The organism is Trichocoleus sp. FACHB-6 (genome assembly GCF_014695815.1).
GTDB classification, from domain to species: Bacteria; Cyanobacteriota; Cyanobacteriia; order Cyanobacteriales; family FACHB-T130; genus Funiculus; species Funiculus sociatus.
The window spans coordinates 175,345-201,855 of the sequence record NZ_JACJOY010000097.1 but is presented as its reverse complement, the minus strand read 5'-3'; the positions used below and the strand labels follow the sequence as shown (position 1 = coordinate 201,855).

At 45.7% G+C, this 26,511-nt stretch carries 24 protein-coding genes and 1 pseudogene; 7 read left to right on the top strand and 18 right to left on the bottom strand.

The window, feature by feature from the left end; all coding sequences use genetic code 11:
- Window positions 1–40: 40 nt before the first annotated feature.
- Window positions 41–1,021 (top strand): FHA domain-containing protein, encoded by a 981-nt coding sequence (locus tag H6F66_RS19815; protein WP_190424432.1) that lies wholly within the window; start codon window positions 41–43, stop codon window positions 1,019–1,021.
- Between the two features lie 30 nt (window positions 1,022–1,051).
- On the opposite strand, the gene lipB is transcribed toward H6F66_RS19815, so the two are convergent.
- Window positions 1,052–1,720, bottom strand: coding sequence for a lipoyl(octanoyl) transferase LipB (gene lipB, locus H6F66_RS19810; RefSeq protein ID WP_190424431.1), 669 nt, complete (start codon window positions 1,718–1,720; stop codon window positions 1,052–1,054).
- 508 nt (window positions 1,721–2,228) lie between these two features.
- Here lipB and raiA point away from each other — a divergent pair.
- Window positions 2,229–2,882, top strand: a complete 654-nt coding sequence (gene raiA, locus H6F66_RS19805; protein ID WP_190424430.1) for a ribosome-associated translation inhibitor RaiA — start codon at window positions 2,229–2,231, stop codon at window positions 2,880–2,882.
- 130 nt (window positions 2,883–3,012) lie between these two features.
- On the opposite strand, the gene H6F66_RS29035 is transcribed toward raiA, so the two are convergent.
- From H6F66_RS29035 to H6F66_RS19760, 10 genes are all read right to left on the bottom strand, one after another.
- Entirely contained in the window at window positions 3,013–3,192 is a 180-nt protein-coding gene (locus H6F66_RS29035) for an adenylate/guanylate cyclase domain-containing protein (RefSeq protein WP_199294893.1), read from the bottom strand.
- Window positions 3,189–5,270 (bottom strand): PAS domain S-box protein, encoded by a 2,082-nt coding sequence (locus H6F66_RS19800; protein ID WP_199313340.1) that lies wholly within the window; start codon window positions 5,268–5,270, stop codon window positions 3,189–3,191. The genes H6F66_RS29035 and H6F66_RS19800 overlap by 4 nt, the downstream gene beginning before the upstream one ends.
- Window positions 5,271–5,449: 179 nt before the next feature.
- Window positions 5,450–7,306 carry a diguanylate cyclase gene (locus H6F66_RS27815; protein WP_199294890.1) on the bottom strand — a complete coding sequence of 619 codons (1,857 nt, stop codon included), beginning with the start codon at window positions 7,304–7,306 and terminating at the stop codon, window positions 5,450–5,452.
- A gap of 259 nt (window positions 7,307–7,565) precedes the next feature.
- Window positions 7,566–8,093: a Rab family GTPase gene (locus H6F66_RS19790; RefSeq protein WP_190424428.1), complete on the bottom strand. Its 528-nt coding sequence runs from the start codon at window positions 8,091–8,093 to the stop codon at window positions 7,566–7,568.
- A gap of 2 nt (window positions 8,094–8,095) precedes the next feature.
- Complete coding sequence (locus H6F66_RS19785; RefSeq protein ID WP_190424425.1) at window positions 8,096–9,112, bottom strand: OmpA family protein; 1,017 nt, start codon at window positions 9,110–9,112, stop codon at window positions 8,096–8,098.
- The gene (locus H6F66_RS19780; RefSeq protein WP_190424423.1) at window positions 9,063–9,977 is read right to left on the bottom strand and encodes a hypothetical protein; all 915 of its coding nucleotides are present in this window, start codon (window positions 9,975–9,977) and stop codon (window positions 9,063–9,065) included. Before H6F66_RS19780 ends, H6F66_RS19785 begins: the two co-directional genes overlap by 50 nt.
- Window positions 9,978–10,065: 88 nt before the next feature.
- The gene (locus H6F66_RS19775; protein WP_190424421.1) at window positions 10,066–10,671 is read right to left on the bottom strand and encodes a hypothetical protein; all 606 of its coding nucleotides are present in this window, start codon (window positions 10,669–10,671) and stop codon (window positions 10,066–10,068) included.
- Window positions 10,672–11,082: 411 nt separating this feature from the next.
- On the bottom strand, window positions 11,083–12,057 hold the full coding sequence (locus tag H6F66_RS19770) for a dienelactone hydrolase (protein WP_190424419.1): 975 nt from the start codon (window positions 12,055–12,057) through the stop codon (window positions 11,083–11,085).
- 80 nt (window positions 12,058–12,137) lie between these two features.
- Entirely contained in the window at window positions 12,138–13,034 is an 897-nt protein-coding gene (locus H6F66_RS19765; RefSeq protein WP_190424417.1) for a metal ABC transporter permease, read from the bottom strand.
- Window positions 13,035–13,109: 75 nt separating this feature from the next.
- Window positions 13,110–13,877, bottom strand: a complete 768-nt coding sequence (locus tag H6F66_RS19760) for a metal ABC transporter ATP-binding protein (RefSeq protein ID WP_199294923.1) — start codon at window positions 13,875–13,877, stop codon at window positions 13,110–13,112.
- Window positions 13,878–14,045: 168 nt separating this feature from the next.
- Between H6F66_RS19760 and H6F66_RS19755 the strand changes: the two genes are divergently transcribed.
- Window positions 14,046–15,068: a metal ABC transporter substrate-binding protein gene (locus tag H6F66_RS19755; RefSeq protein WP_190424415.1), complete on the top strand. Its 1,023-nt coding sequence runs from the start codon at window positions 14,046–14,048 to the stop codon at window positions 15,066–15,068.
- A gap of 297 nt (window positions 15,069–15,365) precedes the next feature.
- Here H6F66_RS19755 and H6F66_RS19750 read toward each other — a convergent pair whose 3' ends face one another.
- A complete protein-coding gene (locus H6F66_RS19750) occupies window positions 15,366–16,103 on the bottom strand; it encodes a DUF3592 domain-containing protein (RefSeq protein WP_190424414.1) in 738 nt (245 codons plus the stop codon).
- A 243-nt stretch (window positions 16,104–16,346) separates the two neighbouring features.
- On the opposite strand from H6F66_RS19750, the gene deoC reads away from it, so the two are divergent.
- From deoC to H6F66_RS19730, 4 genes are all read left to right on the top strand, one after another.
- Window positions 16,347–17,027 carry a deoxyribose-phosphate aldolase gene (gene deoC, locus H6F66_RS19745; protein WP_190424413.1) on the top strand — a complete coding sequence of 227 codons (681 nt, stop codon included), beginning with the start codon at window positions 16,347–16,349 and terminating at the stop codon, window positions 17,025–17,027.
- A gap of 86 nt (window positions 17,028–17,113) precedes the next feature.
- Entirely contained in the window at window positions 17,114–18,097 is a 984-nt protein-coding gene (recO, locus tag H6F66_RS19740) for a DNA repair protein RecO (RefSeq protein ID WP_190424412.1), read from the top strand.
- A 23-nt stretch (window positions 18,098–18,120) separates the two neighbouring features.
- Entirely contained in the window at window positions 18,121–19,809 is a 1,689-nt protein-coding gene (locus tag H6F66_RS19735) for an MFS transporter (protein ID WP_190424411.1), read from the top strand.
- Window positions 19,810–19,910: 101 nt separating this feature from the next.
- Window positions 19,911–21,158 (top strand): glycosyltransferase family 4 protein, encoded by a 1,248-nt coding sequence (locus H6F66_RS19730; protein WP_190424410.1) that lies wholly within the window; start codon window positions 19,911–19,913, stop codon window positions 21,156–21,158.
- 25 nt (window positions 21,159–21,183) lie between these two features.
- Here H6F66_RS19730 and H6F66_RS19725 read toward each other — a convergent pair whose 3' ends face one another.
- The 6 genes and pseudogenes from H6F66_RS19725 to H6F66_RS19700 all read right to left on the bottom strand — a co-directional run bounded on the left by H6F66_RS19725 (window position 21,184) and on the right by H6F66_RS19700 (window position 26,445).
- Entirely contained in the window at window positions 21,184–21,861 is a 678-nt protein-coding gene (locus tag H6F66_RS19725; RefSeq protein WP_347269409.1) for a matrixin family metalloprotease, read from the bottom strand.
- A 118-nt stretch (window positions 21,862–21,979) separates the two neighbouring features.
- Window positions 21,980–22,210, bottom strand: a complete 231-nt coding sequence (gene secG / locus H6F66_RS19720) for a preprotein translocase subunit SecG (RefSeq protein ID WP_190424408.1) — start codon at window positions 22,208–22,210, stop codon at window positions 21,980–21,982.
- A 91-nt stretch (window positions 22,211–22,301) separates the two neighbouring features.
- Window positions 22,302–23,900, bottom strand: coding sequence for a 2,3-bisphosphoglycerate-independent phosphoglycerate mutase (gene gpmI / locus H6F66_RS19715; protein WP_190424406.1), 1,599 nt, complete (start codon window positions 23,898–23,900; stop codon window positions 22,302–22,304).
- Between the two features lie 123 nt (window positions 23,901–24,023).
- Entirely contained in the window at window positions 24,024–24,167 is a 144-nt protein-coding gene (locus tag H6F66_RS19710; protein WP_190424405.1) for a hypothetical protein, read from the bottom strand.
- A gap of 126 nt (window positions 24,168–24,293) precedes the next feature.
- Window positions 24,294–24,593 (bottom strand): annotated as a pseudogene (locus H6F66_RS19705) (endonuclease III); the annotation flags it as partial.
- Window positions 24,594–24,750: 157 nt separating this feature from the next.
- Entirely contained in the window at window positions 24,751–26,445 is a 1,695-nt protein-coding gene (locus H6F66_RS19700; protein ID WP_190424403.1) for an ABC-F family ATP-binding cassette domain-containing protein, read from the bottom strand.
- Window positions 26,446–26,511: the final 66 nt, after the last annotated feature.

Sequence of the window (26,511 nt, the reverse complement as noted above, 5' to 3'; positions counted from 1 at the left end):
ATTAAAAGTTCTAAACGACTTGTCGTCAATATTTTAGCCTGTGGTGACTCTGCGACCCACTCCTTATCTGCTGCTTCGCACCGACTCCGGCAATCGCTATCTCCCGTTGGTGAGTAGTAATTGCTGGACAGTTGGTCGCAGCGACGACAACAATTTTGTACTGCCGGATCGGTGGATTTCCCGAAATCACGCTATGTTGCAGTGTACCGAAACCGGAGAGTTTTACCTAATCGACTTAGGCAGTCGTAACGGGTCTTTTGTCAATGGGCGACGAGTCAGTATTCCTGTAACATTACGCAATGGCGATCGCCTTACCTTTGGTCAGACGGATCTAGAGTTCCACTGTCCAACGGCAGCCGGCAACAATGAGTCATCGGTGACTGGAGATAAGGATACTCTCACTTCGACTTTGCACGTCCGTCGCCTGATGTCAGTGATGGTAGTAGATATCCGCGACTTCACTGTATTAACCCGACAACTGGATGAAAAGATTTTATCGGCGGTGATTGGCACCTGGTTCCGCCACGCCGGAAATATCATCCGACAGTATGGCAGTTGGGTGGATAAATACATTGGCGATGCAGTTATGGCAATCTGGTTTCATGGTTCCCAAGGCGTCACCCAGGAGGAAATGCTAAATATCTGTAAGGCACTGAGTGACCTCCATAAAATAACTATGGATCTGAGTAATAAATATCCTTTGCCCTTTAATCTGCGAATTGGGGCGGGGATTAATACAGGTTATGCTATGGTCGGTAACACTGGCAGTGGCGATCGCCCCGACTATACCGCAATTGGCGATACCGTGAATGCAGCATTTCGCCTGGAATCTGCCACCAAGGAAATTGGTCTAGATATTGCTATAGGGGAAACAACTCACGAATATCTCTTAACCTTGGCAGGAAAGGATACAGGGTTTCAGCAATATACCGTTAATCTCAAAGGTTATGACGCGCCCACTGTAACTTATGCCGGTTTATACGCTGACCTGGATGCTTTTGTACAGGTCAATAGTCAGTAGGTAGAAGTTTCACGATTGGCAGACTAAGAACTACAGACTCCTAATTTCTACATCAAAAACTTCCGCAAAGGCTGCAATCACATCCAGACGCACCTGCTTGAGGTCAATGGTGGGAAGGAACTGGGCTAAACTGCCAACAGGCTTGTCGGCAATGCCACAGGGTACGATGCGCTGGAAGCCACAGAGGTCGGGACAAACGTTTAAGGCGAAGCCGTGCATGGCGATCCAGCGGCTGACTTTAATGCCAATTGCTGCCACCTTACAGCCTTCCAGCCAAACGCCAGTCATACCGGGAATGCGCGAGCCTTTTAACCCATAAACATCCAGAACTCGAATTAATACCTCTTCTAACTGCCGCAGATACCAGTGCAGGTCTTGGCGATAATGTCGCAGATTTAAAATTGGGTAGCCGACTAGCTGACCGGGACAGTGGTACGTCACTTCACCGCCTCGTTCCACCCGAAAAACTTCCCAGTCGGTCGCTGCGGGGTCAAATTTGAGAAATTCTAGACTTGCTCCTTGTCCCAGAGTATAAACTGGCGGATGCTCTAGCAAAATCAGCGCATCTTGACAATTCGGGTCGTTTAGGCGTTCTGTAACTAGCGATCGCTGCCATTTCCAAGCATCTGCATAGGGCATCAGCCCTCGGTTGTATATTAAGACTTGCCGCCGGGAATCTAAGGCAAAAATTTCAGACATACTTAAGATTATCGCAAAAATCAACAGTAATTTGACTTAAATTTCCTGCATATTTCACCTAGCGGGATCAAGAAATGTCAAAAGATGCAAAGGATTTTGAAGAGAAGTCAAAGGCATCTGTTGTGTACATTACAAAGTGCTAATGTTGAAGTTATAAGCAAACAGTGTTGAAACAGGACGCATCTTCAAGACAACCCCAAAGCAAGGCTGAGCAATCGTAGGGTAAAACACGTTAGTTGGACTTGCTTTTCTGGAGATAACTGAACAGGAACATCGACAGTAGTTTTGAGCAATCGGCTTGCTGGTAACACCTCTGGCTATGGCTCGGTGCTCTTCAAGAACATCCGAGTAACCTTGTAGGTATGGGTAAAACCTTGATATTCCTAAAAGTTTTGCCTCTGTTCAACACTTGTCTACCCAAAAAACGGGCATTTAATAGCTACAGAAGAAAGCGGCAACTGCTATAGCTTTCTAATTTACCAATACGGTACACTATGGAGTATCCGGTATGAAGCTTGTCATCCACGGCAAAAACATTGAAATCACCGATGCGATTCGCGAGTACGTGAATCAAAAGATTGAAAAAGCGGTGAACCACTTTCAGAATTTGACAACAGAAGTCAATGTGCATCTATCAGTAGCCCGCAATCCCCGGATAAATCCCAAACAGGCGGCTGAAGTAACTATTTACGCTAATGGCACAGTGATCCGCGCCGAAGAAAGCAGCGATAACCTATACGCTAGTATTGACTTGGTTGCTGATAAAATTGCTCGAAACCTGCGGAAATATAAAGAAAAACGGCTGGATCAGAAAACCCAAGCTCAGCCTAAAACTGCCGTAGTGGTAGAAGAAGTACCAGTGGCACCGGATCTAATAGGCGATCGCACTCCCGAACTCCCCACAGAAGTTGTGCGTACCAAATATTTTGCCATGCCGCCGATGACTACAGAAGAAGCTTTGGAACAATTGCAGCTGGTGGATCACGACTTCTATATGTTTCGCAATGCCGAAACCGGTGAGATTAACGTGATTTATGAACGCAACCACGGTGGTTATGGAGTGATTCTGCCCCGTAACGGCAACGGACACACTAATCACAAAAATGGGAAAACTGCTCACGGCAACAGTGCGACACCAGAGAAGTCCACTGCAAAAGGTTAAGTCAAGTTTCTCGTTTCTAGTCTCTGACTGGGAACGTGCCTAGGGAGGCTCTGCCTCCCCTTCAGGGGCAAGAAAGTATAAAAGTCAGCCTCTAATTTCGCGTTCCCAAACTCAGCCTGGGAACGTGAAATTAGTCATTAGGAGTAACTTGGCCTTGTAGCAGGTAAGTAGTCATTTTTCCTTTACCCTTAACTTGGAGCGGTTCCCGTTCCTCAAATAAATATTGCTCCCGCAAGAGTTCGTAGGTGGCTGCTGTCACCTGAATATGACCAGGTAAACCGTGTGATTCCATGCGACTAGCAATATTCACCGTGTCCCCCCTTTCGTGCCAATCACACCTGCAACCACAGGCCCGGTGTGGATGCCAATCCGCATACTCAAAGCTTGCCCAGTTTCCCGGCTAAATTGAGCGATCGCAGTTTGCATATCAAGTGCCATTTGCGCGATCGCGCTTGCGTGGTTCCCCAGGGCATGAGGAATACCCCCCACCACCATATAAGCGTCTCCAATCGTCTTAATTTTCTCTAAGCCGTGTTGTTCAGCCAGCTGGTCAAACTCCGAGAAAATCACATTAAGGATCTCTACCAGTTCTGTCGGCGAAACTTTAGTTGAAAACTCTGTAAAACCAACCAAATCGGCAAACATAACCGTGACATCGGAAAAGTTTTCCGCAATAGTGTTTTCCTGCCGTTTCAGGCGTTCGGCAATCGGCTGGGGTAAGATATTTAGCAACAGGCGTTCGGTTTGTTCCTGTTGATAGCGCAGTGCTTCTTCTGCGGCTAAGCGCTCAGTGATATCTCGAAGGATCGCCCTTGTAGCAACAGGTTTTCCATTTACTAACTTACAGTTTACGCTTCCTTCTAGCGATATTTTTTCGCCATTTTTAGTAATAAATTCGACTTTAATTTGACCAATTTTTTCTCCAGACATCACCCTCTGGAACTTCTCCAAACATTGTTCTAGACAATCTGGATGAATAACGTCAAATACCTTTATCTGAGCAATTTCAGCTTCGCTATATCCCAAAGTTTCTCGCCAAGCATGATTAACATACAAAAAATTCCCATCTGGAGCGACGCTCTGAATTAAGTCGTTGGCATTTTCAAACAAATCTCGGTATCTTTCTTCGCTCTCCAGTTGCGCGGCTTCGGCTCGCTTACTCTGGATAAATTGGCCGAGTTGGCTACCAATAGCCATCATCATCTGAAGCAAATCTTCATCAGGTATCTGTTTCTCGCGGCTAAAGAAAGTCATCACCCCAAAAATTTCACCGCCGCTTTGGATGGGAAACCCAAATGCTCCGTGGATTTGGGTACGAGATGCGATATGCGATCGCTCAAATTTAGCATCATTGACCACATCGCTAATCCACAAGGGCGATCGCGATGCCCAAACGCGACCGGGCAAACCCACCCCTGGCGCAAAGGTAATCTTTTTAGTAGACTCTATAAACTCTTTAATCCCAACCAACGCCCTCGCCCAACTTTCCACACATCGCAATTGGCCACTGGGCAAATATTCCCCTCTCCCCTCCTCCCCTGAACCTTCCTCTACCATCCAAAATTCACCTAAATCCCAACTCAGGCTTTCACACAACGCTGGCAGAATTTTTTGGATTGCTTTGTTTAGTGCTGTTGACTCTGACAAAACGCGAGTTGTAGCATACTGCGCCACCTGACGCTGCTGGTCGCGCTTACGCTGGGTGATGTCTCGACCTATATAAACAAAATTTTGTAAATCTTGTACGTCAGTCTGAATAACTGAGCAGGAAAAGGCGACGGAAATTTTTTTTCCAGCTTTGGTCTGACAAACAGCCTCTACATTCTTAAATTTATTTGCAAATAATGGAGGCTGCTGATTTGCTTGTTTAAAAAAGTTTTTATCATCAATAATCATACTAATTTGCTGCCCAATTAATTCGGACTCGCTATAACCAAATAATCCTTCGACAGCTTTGTTAACTATTTTTATCTTTCCCGATGTCGTCGTTACTAACAGGGCATCTGCCATTGAATCAATAATTTTATCGATATAATATTTAGACTCAGATAAAGCACTTACTAAAAGATTGGTGCCATTAGTAGCTTGTACTAAATTTTGTTCTAAAATTATTCTTTCGGTTACGTCTTCAAGAAATATAATTAAATTATCGGACAGATTATCCTCAGTTTTTTCCTGCAAAATTACATACAAATTAAAATATAGAAAATTATTATCTCCACGTCCCAGAGAAACAAACTCGAAAATACTCCGCTGCCCTTCAAAGACAGCCATCAGATAATTTTCAGATCCTATCAGTTCCGGAAATCCCAGGCGGACATCCTTACCCGCTCCGAACTCCTGGGGTTGCTCGGCAAAACGTTGCGCTCCCTCGGATGTCTCTAACACGATCAAGTCCCGATCAAGTGTTAGGTACTCCATGCTGCGTGTAGCCAAAAATTTTTTAAACAGGGAATTCATAATTCAAGGCAAAAGGCTGAAGAGTCATTAGTCATTAGTACCTAGCTAATAACTTAGAACTCTTGACTATTAACTACTTTTTGTAGCATACATAACGCTCTAAGCTGCTAAGAGCCACAGACGCAGACGCGATCGCGCCCTTGAGTCTTAGCCTGATACAACGCCATATCAGCAGCTTGGATCGTTTCTGATGCCGTCAAACCGTGTTCTGGGAAACAAGCGACCCCTAGCGAGAGGGTGATGGTACCCAAAGGTTGACCGTGATACTTTACCTGAAGTTGCTTAATTTTTTCCCGAAGTTGCTGCGCTCGTTCCAAAACGACATCTAGAGGTGCCTGCGGTAAAATTAGCGTGAACTCCTCGCCCCCATAACGACAGGCAATATCGCCTTTGCGGATATTTTTTTGTAAAAATAAACCTACTTCCCGCAGCACCGCATCGCCTGCCTCGTGACCATAAGTGTCATTAAATTTCTTAAAGTCGTCAATATCGAGGATGATGATGCCTAGCGGTTGCTGCTTGCACTCGGCACGATGAATTTCCTGCTCTAAGGATTCTTTCAGGTAACGCCGATTAAAAAGATCCGTAAGCGGATCGCGAATACTTTGATTTTTCAGGATTTCCCGCAGTCTCAGATTCGCCAAAGCAAGCGCAATGTGTTGAGCTACGGTGACAGCCAGCCGTTGTTTGGCTTCGGTTAATCGTTCTTTTTCTAAAGGACTTACATACAACATTCCTATCGCTTCCCCCTGCGCCATCATCGGGATGCAGCCATATTCAGCAGGGGGCGGGTTTGGGTGCAAATGCTTGCAGAGCATACGGTTGTGGGTGTTCGTCACGAAATGCGATCGCCCCCGCCGCAACGCCCAGCACTCATGAGTTGAGAACAGTTTCTGGCTTGTATAAACTTCAGTTCCCGCGTCTTCACCCCAAGTCGCCACCGCCTCAACCAGCTGTTTTGAGGGATGAATTATAAAAACTCCACCCACCGTGTCCGGGAAAAGCGGTTCCATCATCTGGACAATGACGGTGTAAGCTTCCTCAACACTCAAACAAGCCTGGAGTAATTCGCTTAGTTCGCTCAGTAGGGTAATCTCCCGGTTGCGCTGTTCTAATTCATTAACCCAGATGGTGAGTTTTTCGTTTGCCTGTTGTACGGCTGCTTCTGTTAGCTTGCGCTGGGTGATGTCCCGCCCGATATAAACAAAATCTTGTAAGTCCTCTATGTCAGTCTCAATAGCTGAACAGGAAAATGCTACAACAATGTCTTTACCATTTTTTGTCTTACAAATTACTTCCACATCCTTTAATAATTCACCAGGAGATAAAGGATACAGTAACCGTGCTTTCTGGAAAAAATCATTGTCAGTAATAATCTGAGAAATTTGCTTATTAATTAATTCTTTTTCGCTATAACCAAATAAATCTTTCGCAGCTTTATTTATGGCTTTTATCTTTCCTGATGCTGTCGTTACCAACAAAACCTCAGCAATTGACGTAATAATTTTATCTATATAATTTTTAGAACTGGTTAAAGCGCTAAGCAAAAGATTGGCTTCGTTTGTTCTCTGCACCAAGTTTTGCGTCATGGACATTTTTTCGGTTACATCATCAAAGAAGATGATTAACCATTCTTCTAAGTCTTCTTCGTTATATTGGTATTTGCTCACAGAAATATCAATATATAGAAGAGAGCCATTATCTGAAGAGCGGGCAATACCTTTGAGATCGAAATTCTGCTTCTCTCCTGACAATATTTCGCTGAAAACTTCTTCAAGCCCGATTAATTCAGGGAAACCAAGACGGGCATCCTTGCCCTTTACTACCTCATCTGGTTGCTCGGCAAACCTATGCACGTTCAAAGATGTATCTAAAATGCTCAATTTCCGATCCAACGCCAAATACTCGATGCGTCGGGGTGCTAAGAGTTTTTTAAAATACGGATTTACAGAACTTGTAAACATAATTACAACTTTCGGTAGTAATATTAGGCAAATCCGGAATTAGCAAGAAGCAAAATGAGACTTTATCATCGTTCCTGGGCTGCGGTCTAGGAATGCGACGTGAGGCGACTATCTCACCTCTTTCTGGGTAATTCTTGCTATTAAGTGGAGGCAACAGCCTCTAAAACTTGCGTTCCCATTGGGCAGCCCTGGAACGAGAAGAATATGAGGCTGAGACTCTTAAGGAGAAATAGTTACATAAATTCTGGAGTAGCCACGACTATTCTATAATTTTGTAAGCTATTTTTTGAAAAATTTCATCGACGGCTTGACCTGTTTTTGCTGAAGTCGGCTGGATTGATAATACTTGAGCCTGCTGGTAATTGTTACTCATTTGGAGCAATTTTGCCATTTTTTCTTCATCAGCCAAGTCCGATTTATTCAAGGCAATGATGATAAATCCTTTGGGATTGACTGACAAAAACAGATTTAGATGAGCCTCAAGATGCTCGATGGTTTCCTGACGGCTGACATCGGCAACGAGTATGGCAGCGCTGGCTCCTTGCAGGTAAGTAGGCGCGATCGCTTTAAATTTGGTACTACCTTCTAAATCCCAAATTAGCAGATTTACGCTCAGCTTTTCGTGTTGTTTTACCTGTTCTAATTCCACGGTTTTGCGAGAAATTTTGACTCCCACAGTTGAAAGATACTTATCACTGAACTGACGATCTACAAAGCGGCGAATTAAGCTGGTTTTACCCACGCCAAAGTCACCAACTAAGCAGATTTTTTTGGATATACTTGACATATTTATTTACTTTGGACAACTGGTGTCGCTAGCTCAAATTCGACGCACCTACTTAACCATAGGGGTTGGTCAGCATCTACATCTAAGGGGTGGTTTGTCATTCCTGCAACTCGCAATCGTCGAGGAGCAACGCCTTGCTCTATTAAGGCATCTCGCACCGTCTTAGCTCGCTCAAGTGCCAAGCGCCGATCTCGGTTTGGGTTGTCGCTGGCATCACCGTAACCTACTATCATAAGATGCTTCTCTGGATACTGACTTAAGAATGCCCGGATTGGTAGAATTTTATTTTTTATATCTTTAAATTTGAGCTTTTGTGTACCGCGACTAAAGTAAATTCGGGTAGCGATCGCACTTGGCTGTATTTCTACAGTGTTGGTGACAGACTCAATTCCCGGAATTTTTCCGAATGCCAGAGTGATTTTCTGGGCATCTATCGCTTGCAAAGCAGTTCCCTGGACTGTGACTTTACGAGCATTATATTTAGCAGAAATGAAAACGCCGTCCATCTGATTGAGGATTGATGTTACTCGCTTTACCTCAGCTGCTGCTAATACCGGATCGGGGGGCGTATTGATGGCGATGACGTTATTGTTTAACTTCAGACTTGGGTAAGTATCTTGGGCAATTTGTGCAGCTTTTTGGCGTAAATACTCGTTAGGCACTTTTCCAGCAAGCTTCAGGATTTCGGCATCGGCATCGACTGTAAGACGATAAACTGCTAACTCTGGATTAGAGGCTAAGGCGAGGGCGGTATTTTGCTCAATGGCGCGATCGCTTCTGTGGCGATACTGATAAATTCCCCAAGGCAATAAGATGAAACTCAGTAGCATTGAGCCGAGTATTAGCAGCGTAGGTGGTTTAGTAGCTTTGTTTTTATTTGACTTTGTGCAGCTGTCTCTAAAGTCTTCTAATATATGGTTTACCTGCTCCGGGATGGTGGCGGTATCTCCATTAAACATCTCGATTGGTTTACCATATTTTTGAATGATTCTGCTGAGGGTACTCCGGATTCTCAACATTAACCAGTATCGGCGCGATCGCCTCAACAACTTCTTCCTTTGACTGATCAATCTTGAGAATCAAAATCTCTGTAATTAAAGGCAAAAGTAAATCTATTAACTCCGTCGGCTCGTAAATCTGATTCTCTAGAATTTTCAGTTTTTGTTCAATCTTTACTATCAAGTGCCGATATTCACCCATGCTAATATCGACCAGAAGATTTTCCAAGCGAGCCAGGGAATCATCTGATGCATCGACATCATCTAAATTCTGCTGAGATGTGTTCGACACCTCGCTATATTTTTTGGCTTTATTTTCACTTAAAATCAACGCATTCTGCGCTTTTTTAATAGGTTCACCCGCAGTTACTACCTCAGTAGATGGTAGTAACTCTACAGGAGATTTTTTGGCTTGATTTTCTAAGAGTGGCGCTGGAAAAATTAAGTTTTTTAATTCCGAAAAACTCGTAGCTACATCACCTGGAATATCTAACTCATCTTCCTCAGATGAAATCGAATCTATCTCGTTCCCAGGGCCAGCCTGGGAACGAAAATTAGGAGGCTCTACCTCCCCTTGCTGGATAATCGTGCCTGTCAGATGCACTGTGGGCGATTGTTCTGAAACTTTAGGTACAGTAACTACCTCGAAATTCTGCTCCGATAACAGCGAATTTTTCGGCAGATTTTCGGCTTTATTTTCAAGCTGTTGGGGTGTTTCTGACAAACTTTTCAACCCCTGAAGTACCGCCTCTACTTCAGGGGTTGAAAAGTTTGATTCTTCTCTATCTACCTTAGGAGGGTTGAAAAGCTCTAAGTCAATTGATAACTTTACAAACCCTTCTAGTGGAGCAAAATCTTCAGCTTGATTTTTTTTGGATAAAGTCACGTACTGCCATCCGTCACTCTAATTTTTAACTAATAAAGCTAAAAAATCAAGCAATACACCTTAATTTCGCGCCGGAATTTAATTTTATCTAATGATTTCCTGACTCTGGTAACAAAAGCTCAGCAGTTACACTTGTGGCACTGGCGTCTGATAAATCAGACACTAAGTTAGACCCTTTTAGCCTCATGCCAAACTCAAACATTATTTCTGCCATATCATCCTTAGAAAGTTTGACATCAGTCATTGAAGAAAAGCGTTTTTCCATTTCTTCAAAAACTTGTTTTTTCAGACTTCGGATATCTTCTTGGAGTTTCTCTCTGGTTTGAGATACATCTTGTCGAATCGCATTTGTTTGGGTATCGACAACATCATCCAAGGTTCGCAATGTGCTAGAAATGCTTTGGCTGGTGCGGTCAATATGTTGACGCAGATCCGCGCTATCTTTTTGGGTATTTAAGCTTAAAGTTCTGATTTTTTTATCCAGAGAATCAACTGCTATTTGCAGCTCAAGGGAAAGAGCATCTTTTATCCGATCAATGCGCTGATTGATTTCTTGATCTAGGTTGGATAATTCCGACTCTAAATGCTCGAAGCGCTTGCTATAGTCTCGAACATGAGAGCCAAAAAGGATGTCGCGAATCTGATCTATGTTTCCCAGTCTTTCACGCATTTCATCTTTGTTAATTTCATTCATAATTAGACCTTGTTATTGGGAAAACTGCCTATTGTTCATTTAATCAGACTATGGGCTATCCAGCATCAATTCAGGAAGAAAAACATATCCAATAATTCAGCCTATATTTTAGTTTCACGTCAGGTTTAAGCGGAGAAACCTTTAGTCTTCGTCATCGCTAACCTATATCAGAATCTCTACCAATAGGCGCAATAGATTCTCGTAGTTATCACATAGTTTCTGCGCGATAGTGATTCTAGAGAAACCTCCTGACATCCTCCTTTGTAAGTATTCGCATGTAGATGAGTATCTTTAACATCAGTGCTAAGGTTTTCTGAATTCAGAATTCTACTTAACAAAGAAGCAATCAGATATCAGCTTACTGTAGCCTACCGTCACGAGCGATCGTATCTTCGGTGCCATCACCCCTGCTCACTTTCGCGCCAACAATGCGATCATTGGATTAGCACCCAATAGCAAACTCTCAAGCCCCTGCGATGCCTCTGGTTTGTGACATACATGAGCATCAATAAACAAACCAATCGTTTCACCCACTAGAGAACGTATTGCCTCTTCCGGTTGAGTAGCTGGTAAGTCAAAAGGTGAAGCAGTGGTAATATCTGGCGGATAAGCAATGGAAAAGTGATTTGCCCCTTCCAGAATTAGCAGATAGGTGTCATCTCGCCCGCCGGTTATTGCCTCGTGGAAGGTACGGACAACTGCTGTAGTCGCGTCGCTACTGAGTCCATACTGTCCACTGCTGGTGGCAATTACCCCATCCTTGGTGCCACCTATGAGCAACAGGGGCAGCGATGAAGGCAGGGGCAATATCGTTTCTGGTGCAAATCCTAGCATTATCGGGGCGGCATTGTGAGCGCCGTAGGCAAAAGCCGCCGCGACTTGTGGAAAAAAGCGCGGTTCGGCATTTTCAAGCGCAATTCTGCCACCTGCGGAGTGTCCGCCCAAAATAATTTGTTGTAAGTTCAGCATTCCCGCCAGCACTCCCTCCGACTGGAGGCTTTCGAGTTCGCCTAGCAGTGTTGGTAAAGCCGAAGCAGTGGAGCCAGTGCCGTATTTATCGGGTGCCCACATTGCGATGTCAACACCTGGTGTGAGGCTGAATATCCCTGGTAAATTTTCGGCAACCCAGTCAAATGTCACTACCACCATTCCCCGCTGGGCAAGTTGAACTGCTAGCCACTGGTACATTTGGCTCGTGCAGTTAATCCCGCTAAAGAAAATTACCACCGGAAACGGAGCTTTGTCTGAGTCTGCTGGCACAATGCCTTGAGCTAGTTGCTGTTGGCTTCCCGACATCTTGGCGGGATATAGTACCTTGAGATGAATTGTGTCGTAGGGCGGTTTGGCATTCTCAACTTTAGCGGCTCGGAAAAAAGCGCGAATCATGCCAGAGTTCCTAAATTCAGGCTTTTTTAATCATAAGCCTAGACAGTTGGAGTTTTAGAAATAACTTGTAGGGCGATTTTTTAGCGCGATCGCATCAGCTGTTTCAACTCCTGCAAGACAGGCAATAATTGCCCCGAATCTGACTTTTTGTTGGTAAATATCCCGTAGCTGGGGCTGAATAACAATGCTATTACAAATAATCCCGATACAACTAATACAATTGCGGGGCCAGAAGGCAAATTAAAAAAGTAGCTGAGATACATCCCGCTGATGCTGGAAATAATGCCAATTACCGCCCCCAAAATCATCACATTGTGCAGCCGTTTAACTAATAAATATGCGGTTGCTCCCGGCGTGATTAGTAGAGATAAAACTAAGATTACTCCCACGGCTTTCATGCTGGCAACAATCGTTAGAGCAATTAGCAGCATCAGCCCAAAGTTTAGCAGGTTGGTAGGTAATCCAACTGCCTGCGCTCCGAGGGGGTCGAAGGTATAGAACAATAATTCTTTATACAGCAGTACAACAATTATTAATACAATTGCGGCGATGATAGCTGTGTCTCGGACTTCTTGAATGGTGACACCTAAAATATTGCCAAATAAGAAGTGGTTGAGGTCGATTTTGTTGTCTTTTTGGATTAGAGTAATTAAAGTAATACCAAGGGCAAAGAAGGCGGAAAAAACTATACCCATTGCCGCATCTTCTTTGATAGGCGATCGCGTCCGAATCCAAGCGATCGCCATTGTACTCAAGACTCCAGCAATAAAGGCCCCAACAAAGATATTCGCTCCCACCATAAAAGCGATCGCTAACCCAGGCAATACCGAGTGACTAATGGCATCTCCCAGCAAAGCCAATCGCTGCACCATTAGGTAGCTACCCACGACAGCACACAAAAGGCCGACGAGAATGGCAATTACAAGCGATCGCTGCATGAAACCATACTGCAACGGCTCAATTAGCACTTCTAGCATAATAATTTTATTTTGGGAATTGGAAATATTTAGAAGCTAGGAGTGATGAGTTAATAACTCTTAGCTTCTGATTTTCTAAGCTGCAAAAAATGCAACCTTGCCCCCATAGGCGCGGTAAAGGTTTTCCTGACTTAGCACCTCTTGGCGCGAACCACTGGCAATTAAATCAGTATTTAGTAAAATCAAATCATCAAAGTGGGTGATAGATTCCCCTAAGTCGTGGTTGACGACTAGAACAGTTTTATTGGCGTCGGCGAGTTCGTGGAAGATGTCAAAAATAATCGACTGAGTTTTCTGATCGATTCCCGCAAACGGCTCATCAAAACAGAAAATCTCCGCTTGCTGAGCGATCGCTCTGGCTAAGAATACCCGTTGCTGTTGTCCGCCTGAGAGTTGCCCAATCGGGCGATCGCGATAAGCGCTCATCCCCACACGCTCGATAGCATCTGCCGCTACTCGTCTGCTAACGTTTGAGAAGCGACGAAACCAGCCAGTTTTCTTCACCCTACCCATCATTACCGCATCCCAGACAGTAGCGGGGTAAGTCCAGTCTATTTGCGATCGCTGCGGCACATAAGCAACCAGTTCCCTTTGCTCCATCAACGGGCGCTCGTTATACAGTACACTGCCAGCAGCAGCCGGAATCAACCCCAACATCGCCTTCATCAGCGTACTTTTACCAGCACCATTGGGTCCAATAATTCCCGTCAGTCGCCCCGATTTCACCGCAAAACTGACATCTCGCAGCGCCTCTACCGTGCGGTACTGAACTCCCAAGTGGCTGACGTTAATGCTTGTTGCACCTGTCGCCGCCACAGGCACATCTCTCAGATGGCATACCATTTTTGTCCAATCCGCATCAGGTGAAAAAGTGACGGTACTCATTAGTGTGGTTCGATCTTGCTTTCCTTGAGCATAATCTAAAAATGAAAGGATTATGAAAACATCTATAAATGGAAATAATCTAAAAGATAGGCAAGATTAATTGTGCAGCACCTTCACAGTAGAAAGATGGAAGAAAACCTAAAAAAGAAAAAAAGAAATAAGAGAAAGCCAAAAATTCTTTCTTTTGCCCACCTTACCTGGTTGGGGCTGGGGCTGCTTCTACCTTTTGCCCTATTCAGTTGTAACCAGCCCTCCTCAGAAAGTACCAATCGAGCAGCAGACGGCAAACCTGACGTAGTTGCCACCAGCACCATCATCGAAGACTTAACTGAACGGGTGGGAGGAGAAGAGATTCAGCTTAAGGGCATTCTCAAGCCAGGAACAGATCCCCACGTTTACGAACCAGTGCCACAAGACTCTCAGGCTTTAGAGAAAGCAAACCTGATTTTGTATAACGGCTACAACTTAGAACCAGGGTTGATTAAGCTGATGAACGCCTCTGGCGGCAAAGCTCGGAAAGTGGCTGTAGGGGAAGTGGTAAAGTCTTTGCAACTGGATAAAGGCAAAGGGGAAGTAGTGCCAGATCCCCATGTTTGGGGAGATGCTGATAACGCCATCCAAATGGTTAATGCCATTCGCGATGCGTTAATTGAAGTATCACCAGAAGACAAAGAGAAATTTACTCAAAATGCAGAATTACTCACTGCTGAGTTAAAACAACTTGATAGCTGGATTACCCAGCAAATTAAAACCATTCCAGAAAATAAGCGGAAATTAATAACAACTCACGACGCTTTTCAATATTATGGCCGTGGTTATGGAATCCCAGTTGCTGGTACTTTGATTGGCATCAGTACGGAAGAACAACCTAGCGCTCAAACAGTACGAAAATTGGTAGAATCTGTTAAAGTGGCTGGTGTTTCTGCAATTTTTGCAGAAACAACAATTAACCCAGCTTTAATTACTACTGTAGCGCAAGAATCAGGCATAAAATTAGCACCGCGTCAACTATATTCTGACTCGATTGGTGCCGATGGAAGTGACGCTGATTCTTACATAAACATGATGGTTGCTAATACCCGCACCATTGTAGAAGCTTTGGGAGGAAGGTACACGCCATTTGAGGTTAGTGGCAGGGGAAAAAAGTGAACAGTTAAGAATCATTGTAGGTTGGGTTTCTCAACCTAACCTACTAGCACTTTCCAATATCTCTCCCACTTGTCACCGATATACTTAAATATCCGAGTTATGCTGGCCTCTAGAGCAGAGTTATTGAATCATTTTATGGCTGTTGTACTTGATCACATGGTTAGTAAATCTTGCCATGTCTCAGCGGGAGATTCAACCAATTTTAATTATTAAAAGAGCTTCTGTCTGAGGGGTTGCCAAAGCCGGGGGCGGAAGCTTAAGGATGCGAGAAGCGGAATCAAATTTCCCTGGGAAATTTTAATTCGCCAATTTTGGTAAAAACGATATATCCATGTGATATTTTTTCATATCGTTGGGGTCTACATATACATCTATTGTTTCAGATTTGATAAATTCTTCCGGATCAAACCAAATATTTTCACTGTGATAAACGTAAACTTCATTAGTCTCCGGGTCAAACCATTGGGAAGTTATCTGGTAAGGAGAGGAACCGTTGACTGTTAAAAATGTATTTAATTCCACTCCAGTGAATTTAGTTACTATCTTCTTGCCATTAGCTTGCAGCTTTGCAGCCTTGTTATTTGATGATAATCTAAATGCTAAAGGGCCAGCGAGTAAACTTAAGCCTATTCCGGCAAAAAGCCCCCCCATTCCCAGTAAAAAGATAGCAGTAAACCAAAGTTGCCCAAAAGAGTTTATTTCGGCTTCTGCGGGATTGTTGGGATTGTAAAGAACAGAAACCGTTTCGCCTACACGAAAGCTTGGTGGATAACTGCCAACGTTTGATTCAAGCTCTGCGCTTTCTCCTTTCTGAGTTTTGAATTTTACTATTGGGTAATAGGTACTGGACTTGCTACTGCTGGAACTGCTAGAAGTGTGAAGTCTAAGTTCGGTTACAGTACCTATGGTAGAGGATGAATTTTTAATAAAATTATGGGTAGAATTATAAGATAAAAAACTGCCGATAAGCATTCCGATTCCGGTAATACTAAATAGGATGCCCATCCAGGTTAACGTTGTATCTTTTTTTGCCATTTTATTTATTTTTACTCCTTGTAGCTAGGTAGGTTTTGAGAAGGTTTTAGATCCGCCTTAATCGGCACAGTTTTTGAAAATGCCATGCAAACCTGTGGCAGGCTAAATAAGAGCGGTTCTCTATCTTTAGATGTATACGGTGAAGTCTACAGACCAGCTAGAAGTTATTCCGGTTGGGTTTAAGTAATTTTTCTTAAATTCTGATAAAACTTAACAGTAGGTAGGTGAGTGAGGGGAGAAACGATGGCTGCAAATCAGCCTGATATTGATATTGCGGGGTTTATCGATCATGCGCTGCTAAATCCCACAGCTACAAGCGAGCAAGTGGTGCGGTGGTGCGAAGAAGCATACAGGTTTAATTTTGCGGCGGTGTGCGTGTATCCCGCATACGTGCGGCAAGCAGCTGATTTGCTGCACGGAAAGAATCCCAAAGTGTGTACTGTAATTGGCTTTCCCACTGGGGCGACGACAGTGGGGACGAAACTATATGAAGCTCAAGAGGCGGTAGAAAATGGAGCTACTGAGTTAGATGTCGTGATCAATCTGGGTTTGTTGAAAGCTGGAAAAACCGAGGAGCTGCATCGAGAAATTGCCCAGATTTGCGACGAAACTGGGCAGACTGTGAAGGCAATTTTGGAAACTGCCCTGCTGACAGATGCAGAAAAGAAGGTGGCAGCTGAAATATGTATGGATGCAGGAGTGGCATTCTTAAAAACCAGCACGGGCTGGCAGGGGGGTGCCACAGTGGCGGATATCCGCCTTCTGAAGCAGCTGGCGCGGGAGCAGGTAGGCATTAAGGCATCGGGGGGAATCCGTACCGTTGAGCAAGCCATAGAGTTAATCGTGGCAGGAGCTACGCGGTTAGGAACGTCTCGCGGTCCCGATTTGATCCGTCAGCGCGATACGCTGGAAAAAGAAGACTGAGGAGTGCTGAGGGCTGAGGGCTGAGTGCTGAGTTTAAAAATTCCTGTAACTCAGAACTCAAAATTCAAAACTCAAAACTTAAGCTAATGAGCCGAACCTACAAAGTAACAGGAATTAATCTTAAGGGTATGCCGTTAGGCGAGTCAGACCGACTGCTGACGATTTTGACGCGCGAATTTGGCTTAATTCGGGCTGTGGCTCCCGGCGCACGCAAACACCACTCCAAGATGGGTGGTAGGAGTGGGCTGTTTGTGGTGAATGAGCTACTGATTGCTAAAGGGCGATCGCTCGATAAAATAACTCAGGCAGAAACTATAGAATCTTACCCCGGCTTAAGTCAGGACTTGAGGAAACTGACAGCAAGCCAATATCTTGCGGAATTAGTTCTGTGTCAGGCATTGAGCGATCAGCCGCAGGAGGAACTGTATGAGCTACTAAATGAACATCTACGCCGCTTGGAGCAGTTGCCATCCCCCGACACTGCCTCAGTTTTAGCTCACCTTACCCACGGTGTCTTTCATTTGATGGCTTTGGCTGGCGTTGCGCCGGAAGTTCAAGAATGTTGCGTGACGCGACAACCACTGCTGCCGCAATTTAACAATCCAGACTGGCGGGTTGGCTTTAGTGCTGCTGCTGGGGGAACGGTGAGTTTACCAGCCCTGGAACGTCTGCAAGCAGAAGCGCGGGCGATCGCTACTCAAAGGACTAGGGGAAATCTAGCGCTAAAAAACACCGTCTCGCCACAAATGCCTGGTATCGTGGCGCAGGAAAAGGGCGGTAACTACCAAACTGTTGTTCATGCTCAAACCCCCCTGATACTGAACACTAAACTGAATGCCGTCGAGCTGGCGCTGCTGCAAAAGCTGGCTCAACCAGAACTACCCCAGGTTGATACGAGTAGTGATGAACCGCCAACGATGAGTGAAGAATCAATTCATCCCTTATCCCTAACCCATCATCCTTCTTATCATGCAGCTTGGGTTGGTGTAGAGCAGATTTTACGTCAGTACGTCCAGTTTCAGTTTGGGCGATCAATTCGCTCTGCTGCTTTGATGGATGCTTGTTTTTAGTCCCAGCCGAATTTTTATAAACCATGATTCAACGTTATGATTCTGATTTGCAAGCCAAAAGTCTGTCCCTAAGTTTGTCCAGACAGAGGACAGAGGACAATGAACGACGAACGGGGGAACCCACATTTCCTCGATCTTCTAAACTTCCTGTCCCTGGAACGGAGCAATCCAGCCGGGGTTTGACTGCATCATCAACACCTACTACATCGCGCCCCTTGTCTGACGATCGCCTGACACCCCCTCATGACCCTGACAACAGTAGAGACGCGCTTAATCGCGTCTCTAGCCCAGAGGTTTCTTTTCCCCAATCTACCGTTGACGATGGTTTAGTTCCAGCGATAGATGCACAATCCAATGGCTCTAACGGAGATTGGCACAACCCTGCATTGTCTAATGTTGATGCTGATGAGGCTGACGCAGATGCAGATCGAGGATTTGTGCCTGTTCTGAGAAACCGCAATTTCTTGGCGCTCTGGAGCGGTCAAGTTTTCTCGCAGATGGCAGATAAGGTGTATCTGGTGCTGGTGATTGCGCTGGTTGCTAATCAGTTTCAGGCGGCGGGTCAGACAATCAGCGGCTGGGTATCGGCGATTATGATTGCCTTTACCATTCCTGCTGTGCTGTTTGGTTCAGTTGCAGGTGTGTTTGTAGATCGGTGGTCGAAGAAGGGGGTGCTAGTCTCCACAAATCTGCTGCGGGGGGCGCTGGTTTTGGCTATGCCGCCTTTGCTGTGGATCAGCAAGGATTGGGGGCTAGTGGCAGGGCTGCCAGTAGGATTCTATATTTTACTGGGGTTAACTTTCTTGGTTTCGACGCTGACACAGTTTTTTGCACCAGCAGAGCAGTCAGTGATGCCGTTGATTGTTGAGCGTCATCGCCTGTTGTCGGCAAACTCTCTTTACACGATGACGATGATGGCATCGGTGATTGTGGGGTTTGCGGTGGGTGAGCCACTGTTGGGATTTGCCGATACTGTGGCGCGATCGCTTGGCGGGGGACTTGACATTGGTAAGGAAATTGCCGTAGGTGGCTGTTATGCGATCGCGGGGTTGCTTTTGCTGTTTCTTCGCACTGGTGAAAAAACTAAATCTCCCGACCACGAATTCCCTCACGTTTGGGAAGATTTGCGCGATGGACTGCTTTACCTGAAAGAACACGGTCGCGTCCGCAGTGCTTTAATTCAGCTAGTGATTTTGTTTTCTATTTTTGCCGCTCTGTCGGTGCTGGCTGTGCGAATGGCAGAGGTTATCCCCGGTCTGAAGTCCTCCCAGTTCGGCTTTTTACTAGCCGCTGGCGGGGTTGGCATGGCTGGCGGAGCGACTATTCTCGGACAGATGGGACAGCATTTTTCCCATCGTCGGCTGAATCTTTATGGTTCGCTGGGAGTGGCAGCATCTCTAGTAGGTTTGGCTATATTTACGCAACAGCTTTGGATTGCCTTACTTTTGACAATGCTATTGGGTGTTTTTGGGGCAATGGTGGCTATCCCGATGCAGACCACCATCCAGGCAGAAACCCCCGACCAAATGCGGGGTAAGGTGTTTGGGTTACAGAACAATGTGATTAATATTGCTCTGACGTTACCTTTAGCTTTGGCGGGCGTTGCTGAGACGATTTTGGGTTTACAGACAGTTTTTCTGGGTTTAGCGGCGATCGCGATCGCAGGAGGACTCTTAACCTGGTATATTTCCGGTACAGGAAAAGAAAAGTAATGAGTTTTGAATGACGAGTTTTGAATTAATAACTCAAAGCTCCACAACGGAAGTCTCCGGCTCCCCAAAACTCAAAGCTAAAAACTCAAAACTCTTAGAAAATGCACATAGCCTGGATCGGAAAAAAATCACCCTTTTGCGGCAATGTCACTTACTCTCGAGAAGTTACCAATGGGTTGTTAGACCGGGGTCTGCAAGTCAGCTTCCTTCACTTCGCCCAAGAAGAAGAAGTATCTGATGCCAGCAACTGGCCTAGTTGTCTGGAAGTGTCTCTACCTTTTCTATACAAGTCCCAGGTTTACACGCTTCCCACTCTCAAATCGCGAAAAGTTTTAATGCGGAGTCTCGAACAGCTAAAGCCAGACTTGGTACACGCTAGCTTGACTCTCTCCCCTCTGGACTTCCTGCTGCCGGAAATTTGCGAAGAGTTGAATATACCTCTAATTGCCACCTTCCACACCCCCTTTGATGGCAAGCAACGCAATATCAAATCAGGAACTCAATTGCTGACTTATCAGCTTTATGCTCCTTTTCTGGCAAATTACGACCGGGTAATTATATTTTCTAAAGTGCAGCGAGATTTACTGGAGCGGTTGGGCGTTGCTGCATCAAATATAGCCGTGATTCCCAATGGCGTTGATGAACGGAAGTATTGCCCAGGCCCTTCTAACATTAAATCCCAGTTGAATGCCAAGCGCCTTTTTGTTTATCAGGGCCGCATAGCCACAGAAAAGAATGTGGAAGCACTGCTACGGGCTTGGAAGCAGTCAGAAATGGGGTCTGAGTCCAAGTTACTGATTGTTGGCGATGGCCCGTTGAAGCCGTCTTTAGAGGCATTTTATGACGAAGAATGCGGCATCATCTGGTGGGGAGCTGAAGCTGATGAGCAGCGCCGAATTGAAATTTTGCGGGGAGCGGATGTATTTATTTTGCCTTCTCTGGTAGAGGGACTTTCACTCTCGCTGTTAGAAGCAATGTCTTGTGGTGTCGCTTGCGTAGCTACGGATGCTGGTGCTGATGGCGAAGTTTTGGAGGGGAATCCTTTGGAAGGGGACGCAGGGATAATTCTCAGAACTAATGGGGTAGCCGGGCAATTGCGAACTTTGCTGCCAGTCCTTCGCGGTCATCAGGAGTTTACAAAACAGTTGGGACAAAAAGCCAGAGCTAGGATTATGGAGCAATATACTCTCAGTCGCAACATCGACCAACTGGTAAAGCTATATGAGGATCTGTTGCAGGAGCGAAAGATTCAAAATATACAATTGGCTGGATTACGTTACAAGCGCAGAGCTAAAGAATCAGCCTCTTCATGGTTTATGGTTGATGATTCAGGGCGTGCTTGTGAATAAATATCTCGAATTAACCAGTAATAAATTAGTTAACCAGTTTCCAACCTAGTCGCGTTGGCTGCTCGTATACGCGCTTAAGCGTATTTATGTCTCTTTGGGAAATTGGGGGCGGATTACGCACCTGAGAAAAATATAGGGCATCTGTTTCTAAAGGGCTGTGTCCCCATATACCAAGTGCGTGACCAATTTCGTGACGGGCAGCTGCTTTAATATAATTGCCAGCCTGAGTTGGACTTAGCTGGATGGTGACTCGGTGGCATAAAACTGCATTTTTATCAAGATGGCTAATATAAAATTCATATTGGGTTTCGGCACTCCGAGCGCGGGGCAGCTGGAATTCGCCTGTGCTGCGATTGAAGGAGGGTTTGAGGGCAGGAAGATTTCGCACTATCTTGATATCAGCATTATCTGACTGCTCAACTATCTCAAGCGGCAAATAAACTGCCCATTCCTGCACCGCTTCAGTAACAGAGTTTGTCCACTTATCTTGATTTTCTACATAAACCTTAATCGGAAACTGCGACCACACTAGATAACCAACCGGGGTAGGCTTGATCTGGGAGAAGTAATCGCCGCTGTTGGTTGTATCTTTCCAGCGTGCCAGCGTCGGGGGCAAAATGTGAATTTGTGCAGCGGGTAGCGAGGTTTCGGCTGCCAAAACAGGATTATCGCCCCCCAGATGAAAATGGGGAAAAATGGCTATGAGGAAGGTAGCGATCGCGATTAACGTCGCCGTCAAGAATTTTTTAGAGAGGATCGCGATCGCGTTTCGATTTTGTAAAAATGTGAGCGATCGCGTCTTGAGTTTTGAGATCAAATTACTACTTAAGCCAACCTGCGCTCAAAATCACCGTCAAACCCAGAAAAATCACGCTAAGAACCCAAGTCACTCGGTTTAGCGCTGTCTCTGCACTCTTGGTACTCGTAAACAGTTGAGCCTGTCCGCCAATACCCCCAATCCCATCTCCTTTAGGAGAGTGCAGCAGCACTAAAACAATCAGACAGACGGCAGACAGCGCCCAAATAGATTGGAAGATGTTAACAAGTGTCATAGTTAGTTGTCAGTTGTAAAAAATAGCTAATTGCGAATGGCTAATAGCTAATCGTCAGAAAAATGCAACGCCGCTACTAGCTATTCGCAACTTACAGTGAAACTCGTACAGGCGTGCGATTGGCTCGGACTTCAAATCCAACAGGTACAATCATTGAACGACCCGTCATCTCTGGAGGTTGGGGCAGCCTTAAGATTTCTAAAATTGTCGGTGCAATGTCCGCCAGCCGTCCATCACTCCGCAAAGTAACTTCAGCGCCATGCCCAGGAATTTTTAAACCCTCCCCTTCCACCAAGATAAATGGTACGGGGTTCGTTGTGTGCGCCGTCCAAGGATTGCCTTCTTCGTCCCGCATATATTCGGCGTTGCCGTGGTCAGCTGTAATAATCGCTGTACCACCAGCCTTACTAATGCTTTCCAGAAGTTGTCCTAAACAACGGTCAACTGTTTCCAGTGCTTGAATTGTGGGTTCTATCTGTCCTGTGTGACCCACCATATCCGGGTTGGCGTAGTTGATGACAATCAGTGAATAAATGCGCTTTTCCACGGCGGCGATGACGACATCTGTCACCGCGGCTGCTGACATTGCGGGTTCCCGGTCATAAGTTGGCACCATTGGACTTGGCACCAGTTCCCGGTCTTCCCCTGGAAAAGGTTCCTCTAAGCCGCCGTTGAAGAAATAAGTAACGTGAGCGTATTTTTCTGTTTCAGCGGTGCGGAACTGGTGCAAACCTCGATTTGCAATTACTTCCCCCAAAATATTACTCAAGTTCTGAGGCTCAAATGCCACCAACACGGGTAAATTTGGCTCGTATTGGGTAAAGGTGGCGAAGCTCAACGGCTGGAGAAGCTGCCGTTCAAAACCCTTAAATTCCGGAGAGACAAAAGCTTGGGTGAGTTGTCTTGCTCTGTCAGGGCGGAAGTTAAAGAAAATCACTCCATCTCCAGGTTCTAACGCTCCTGGGGCAATGCGCGTCGGGATGACAAACTCATCAGCGACATTTTCGGCGTAGGAAGCTTGCAAGACCTCCAGAGCCGAACGACCATCCCCAGAACCATCCTGGGTGATCACATCGTAAGCTTTTTTGACACGATCCCAGCGATGATCCCGATCCATTGCGTAGTAGCGACCGCTGAGGGTGACAATGCGCCCAACTCCAATTTGGTCAATGCGGTCTTGGATTTTTTGAATTGCCTGTACACCCTCTTTAGGACTGGTATCACGTCCATCGGTGATGGCGTGGATACAGACATCTGAGATTTCTTGTGTCTTCGCTAAATCCAGCAATCCCAGTAAATGATCTAGATGGGAATGCACTCCGCCGTCTGAGCAAAGCCCCACTAAGTGAAGCTTACTGCCTCGACTCTTGACTTCCTGACAGACTTGCAGCAGCTTCTTGTTGCTCAGCAGGGTGCCGTCTTCCACAGCGTCTGAGATGCGGACTAATTCTTGCGGTACAACCCGTCCGGCACCAATGTTAAGGTGTCCCACTTCCGAGTTACCCATTTGCCCTTCCGGTAGCCCTACAGCCTTGCCTGAGGTTTGAATCAGCGTATGGGGATAGGCTGCCCAGAGGCTTTTCATTACGGGTGTTTTGGCGGCTGCTATGGCGTTGCCGTCAGTTTCTTCGCGGTAGCCCCAGCCGTCTAAGATGACTAGCACCACGGGAGAGACAGGTGCTTGCGCCATACAATAATGACCTTTATTTTCAGTGATTTCTTCGCAATGATATCATCGGATTTCGTACTCGAAGCGGCATTTTGTGGAAGTAATGTCAGGTTTTAGGATTTTCTGTCGTTGGAACTAGAGTTTTTAGGAGTTATTACCTACTTGACGACAGATGTGATATTGAGCTATTTGAATAGCGCGATCGCTTAGTTTGGCGCTCTTATGGGTTCCCGCAAGGCTATCGCACTTTATGGCACCTATTAACCAACCATTATGGCGCTGGGGCATAAACAAGCCACTACACAAGCGTTACAGGTAGGTTTCTTGAGTTTGCAAACAGCTCGATTGTGATATGTCAACAAAACGAAACAATTTCCCCACTCTGATTGAGCCAAAACCTGCATCAGGTCTTTCTTAATTTTGTCGATGTAAACCCCAACGCCGCTTGGTATGGGTATCGATCACGCCAGCATCAATTCCGTAGGCGTAATGCAGCACCATTGTGGCAGTCGTGCGGACGACAGATGGAAGCTGGAGTAACTGCGCTATTTTCTGCCGCACTTCACTGCGAAAACGCGCCAGGAGCATTTTGGCGGTGGCTTCAATGTTCTTGGCTTTGTTGCAAAAGAAGCTCAAGGGGCGCGAAATGGCTTCTAACTCCCCTGGATCTGCTTGCGTGATCGCAGGCTGAAAGCGGCTAAATAATTCTACTGTTACTTGATTTACTCACTCATCTGTGCATTTAGCCGCGATTATTACACCCGTGCAGCTAGGTGCACGGGTGCTTCGTATGTTTTTGTAGTAGCAAAGGAACGCAGAGGTTTACTCAGAGCAACGCCAAGAATCACCTAATCTTGGCGTTTTAAACTCATTACTTGCGTTTTGCAGCAGACTTAGCAGCTTTTGCAGCTTTTTTCGCAGCTTTCTCGGCTTCTAGGGCTGCTAATTTTGCCTGCTCTTTTTCTTCAGCAATCTTATCGAGATAGTAGTGATAATCGCCCCGATAAACTCGGAATTCACCCTCACGAATCTCGACAATTTTATTCGCCACTTTGGAAATAAAATATCGGTCATGGGAAACTACAATTACCGTGCCGTCATAATTCTGGATTGCCTCTTCCATCATTTCTTTGGCTGGAATATCCAGGTGATTAGTAGGCTCATCCAAAATTAGAAGATTTGCTGGGCGTAAAAGCATTTTTGCCAAGGCAAGACGGGCTTTTTCTCCTCCGCTCAAGGCAGCAACTTTTTTAAATACGGTGTCGCCACTAAATAGAAATCGTCCCAACAAGGTGCGAACTTCTTCATTTTTCCAGTCTGGCACTTCGTCATGGATGGTTTCCATAACTGTTCTGGAAAGATCCAAAGCTTCTGCCTGATTTTGCTCGAAGTAGCCTGGAATGACGTTATGAGCGCCTAAAGTTACTGTCCCTTCCGTGGGTTGTTCCATGCCCATAATCAAGCGCAGTAGGGTGGATTTGCCAGCACCGTTGGGGCCGAGAAACGCAATGCGATCGCCTCTTTCAATTAACAGGCTCGCATCCAAGAATAGAATCTTGTCGTCATAAGTATGCACCAAATCGTTAATTTCCACCACCTCGCGTCCGCTGCGAGGTGCGGGGGGAAATCGAAAGTGTAGCGTTCTTAATCCGCCCGTTGGCGCTTCGATCCGCTCAATTTTTTCTAGTTGTTTCTCGCGGCTTTTTGCTTGGGTGCTGCGAGTTGCACTAGCTCGGAAACGGTCAACAAAAGTTTGCTGTTTTTCTAATTCTTTTTGCTGGCGTTCGTAGGCGCTTAATTGCGCTTCTTGGTTTTCTGCTTTTTGTTGTAAATAAGCAGAATAGTTGCCCAAGTAGGTAGTAGAAACTCCGCGCTCAGTTTCTACAATTTGGGTACAAAGGCGATCGAGAAATTCCCGGTCGTGGGAAACTATTACTATCGGGTTTTTAAGTCCCTTGAGATAAGTTTCCAGCCACTCAATAGTTTCTAAATCCAGGTGGTTTGTCGGTTCGTCCAGCAGCAATAAATCTGGTTTTTGCAGTAATATTTTGCCTAAGCTCATTCGCATCTGCCAGCCGCCGCTGAAAGCACTAACGAGGCGATCGCCATCTTCCGACGTAAATCCCATCTCTGGCAACATTTTCTCAATCCGCGCATCCAACCCGTAGCCATCCAAAGCTTCAAACTGTCGCTGGAAACGATCTAATTTATGGATTAGTTTGTCTAATTCTTCTGGGGTGGCGGTTTCCATATCTCGCTGCACCTGCGCCAAAGATTGCTGCGCCTGGTTTGCTTCGGTAAACACTGTCCAGAATTCTTCCCGCACGGTGCGTGTGGGATCTACCTCAAATTCTTGTGTCAGGTAGGCGATGTGCAAACTGGCAGGACGGATAATTTCCCCGCTTGTGGGTTCTGTCTCTCCGGCTATAATCTTGAGTTGGGTGGATTTGCCTGCACCGTTAACGCCGACTAAGCCAATGCGATCGCCCGCTTTGACTTCCCAGTTGACATCTTTGAGGATTTCGCCTGTGGGGTATATTTTACTGATATGTTCGAGTCGCAGCATCAATAGTCTCCAAAAAATATAGCAGCAGGACAAATGAGAGCGCCGGACGAGGGTGCAGTCACAGAT

Excerpts from the sequence above, each read along its gene's own strand:
- deoC (WP_190424413.1), top strand. The coding sequence starts at position 16,347 with ATGGCTGCAAATCAGCCTGATATTGATATTGCGGGGTTTATCGATCAT.
- H6F66_RS27815 (WP_199294890.1), bottom strand. The coding sequence starts at position 7,306 with ATGTTTACAAGTTCTGTAAATCCGTATTTTAAAAAACTCTTAGCACCC.
- H6F66_RS19700 (WP_190424403.1), bottom strand. The coding sequence starts at position 26,445 with ATGCTGCGACTCGAACATATCAGTAAAATATACCCCACAGGCGAAATC.
- recO (WP_190424412.1), top strand. The coding sequence starts at position 17,114 with ATGAGCCGAACCTACAAAGTAACAGGAATTAATCTTAAGGGTATGCCG.
- H6F66_RS19750 (WP_190424414.1), bottom strand. The coding sequence starts at position 16,103 with ATGGCAAAAAAAGATACAACGTTAACCTGGATGGGCATCCTATTTAGT.
- gpmI (WP_190424406.1), bottom strand. The coding sequence starts at position 23,900 with ATGGCGCAAGCACCTGTCTCTCCCGTGGTGCTAGTCATCTTAGACGGC.
- H6F66_RS19730 (WP_190424410.1), top strand. The coding sequence starts at position 19,911 with ATGCACATAGCCTGGATCGGAAAAAAATCACCCTTTTGCGGCAATGTC.
- raiA (WP_190424430.1), top strand. The coding sequence starts at position 2,229 with ATGAAGCTTGTCATCCACGGCAAAAACATTGAAATCACCGATGCGATT.
- H6F66_RS19790 (WP_190424428.1), bottom strand. The coding sequence starts at position 8,093 with ATGTCAAGTATATCCAAAAAAATCTGCTTAGTTGGTGACTTTGGCGTG.
- H6F66_RS19765 (WP_190424417.1), bottom strand. The coding sequence starts at position 13,034 with ATGCTAGAAGTGCTAATTGAGCCGTTGCAGTATGGTTTCATGCAGCGA.
- H6F66_RS19755 (WP_190424415.1), top strand. The coding sequence starts at position 14,046 with ATGGAAGAAAACCTAAAAAAGAAAAAAAGAAATAAGAGAAAGCCAAAA.
- H6F66_RS19710 (WP_190424405.1), bottom strand. The coding sequence starts at position 24,167 with ATGCCCCAGCGCCATAATGGTTGGTTAATAGGTGCCATAAAGTGCGAT.
- H6F66_RS19770 (WP_190424419.1), bottom strand. The coding sequence starts at position 12,057 with ATGATTCGCGCTTTTTTCCGAGCCGCTAAAGTTGAGAATGCCAAACCG.
- secG (WP_190424408.1), bottom strand. The coding sequence starts at position 22,210 with ATGACACTTGTTAACATCTTCCAATCTATTTGGGCGCTGTCTGCCGTC.
- H6F66_RS19775 (WP_190424421.1), bottom strand. The coding sequence starts at position 10,671 with ATGAATGAAATTAACAAAGATGAAATGCGTGAAAGACTGGGAAACATA.
- H6F66_RS19760 (WP_199294923.1), bottom strand. The coding sequence starts at position 13,877 with ATGGTATGCCATCTGAGAGATGTGCCTGTGGCGGCGACAGGTGCAACA.
- lipB (WP_190424431.1), bottom strand. The coding sequence starts at position 1,720 with ATGTCTGAAATTTTTGCCTTAGATTCCCGGCGGCAAGTCTTAATATAC.
- H6F66_RS19735 (WP_190424411.1), top strand. The coding sequence starts at position 18,121 with ATGATTCAACGTTATGATTCTGATTTGCAAGCCAAAAGTCTGTCCCTA.
- H6F66_RS19785 (WP_190424425.1), bottom strand. The coding sequence starts at position 9,112 with ATGTTGAGAATCCGGAGTACCCTCAGCAGAATCATTCAAAAATATGGT.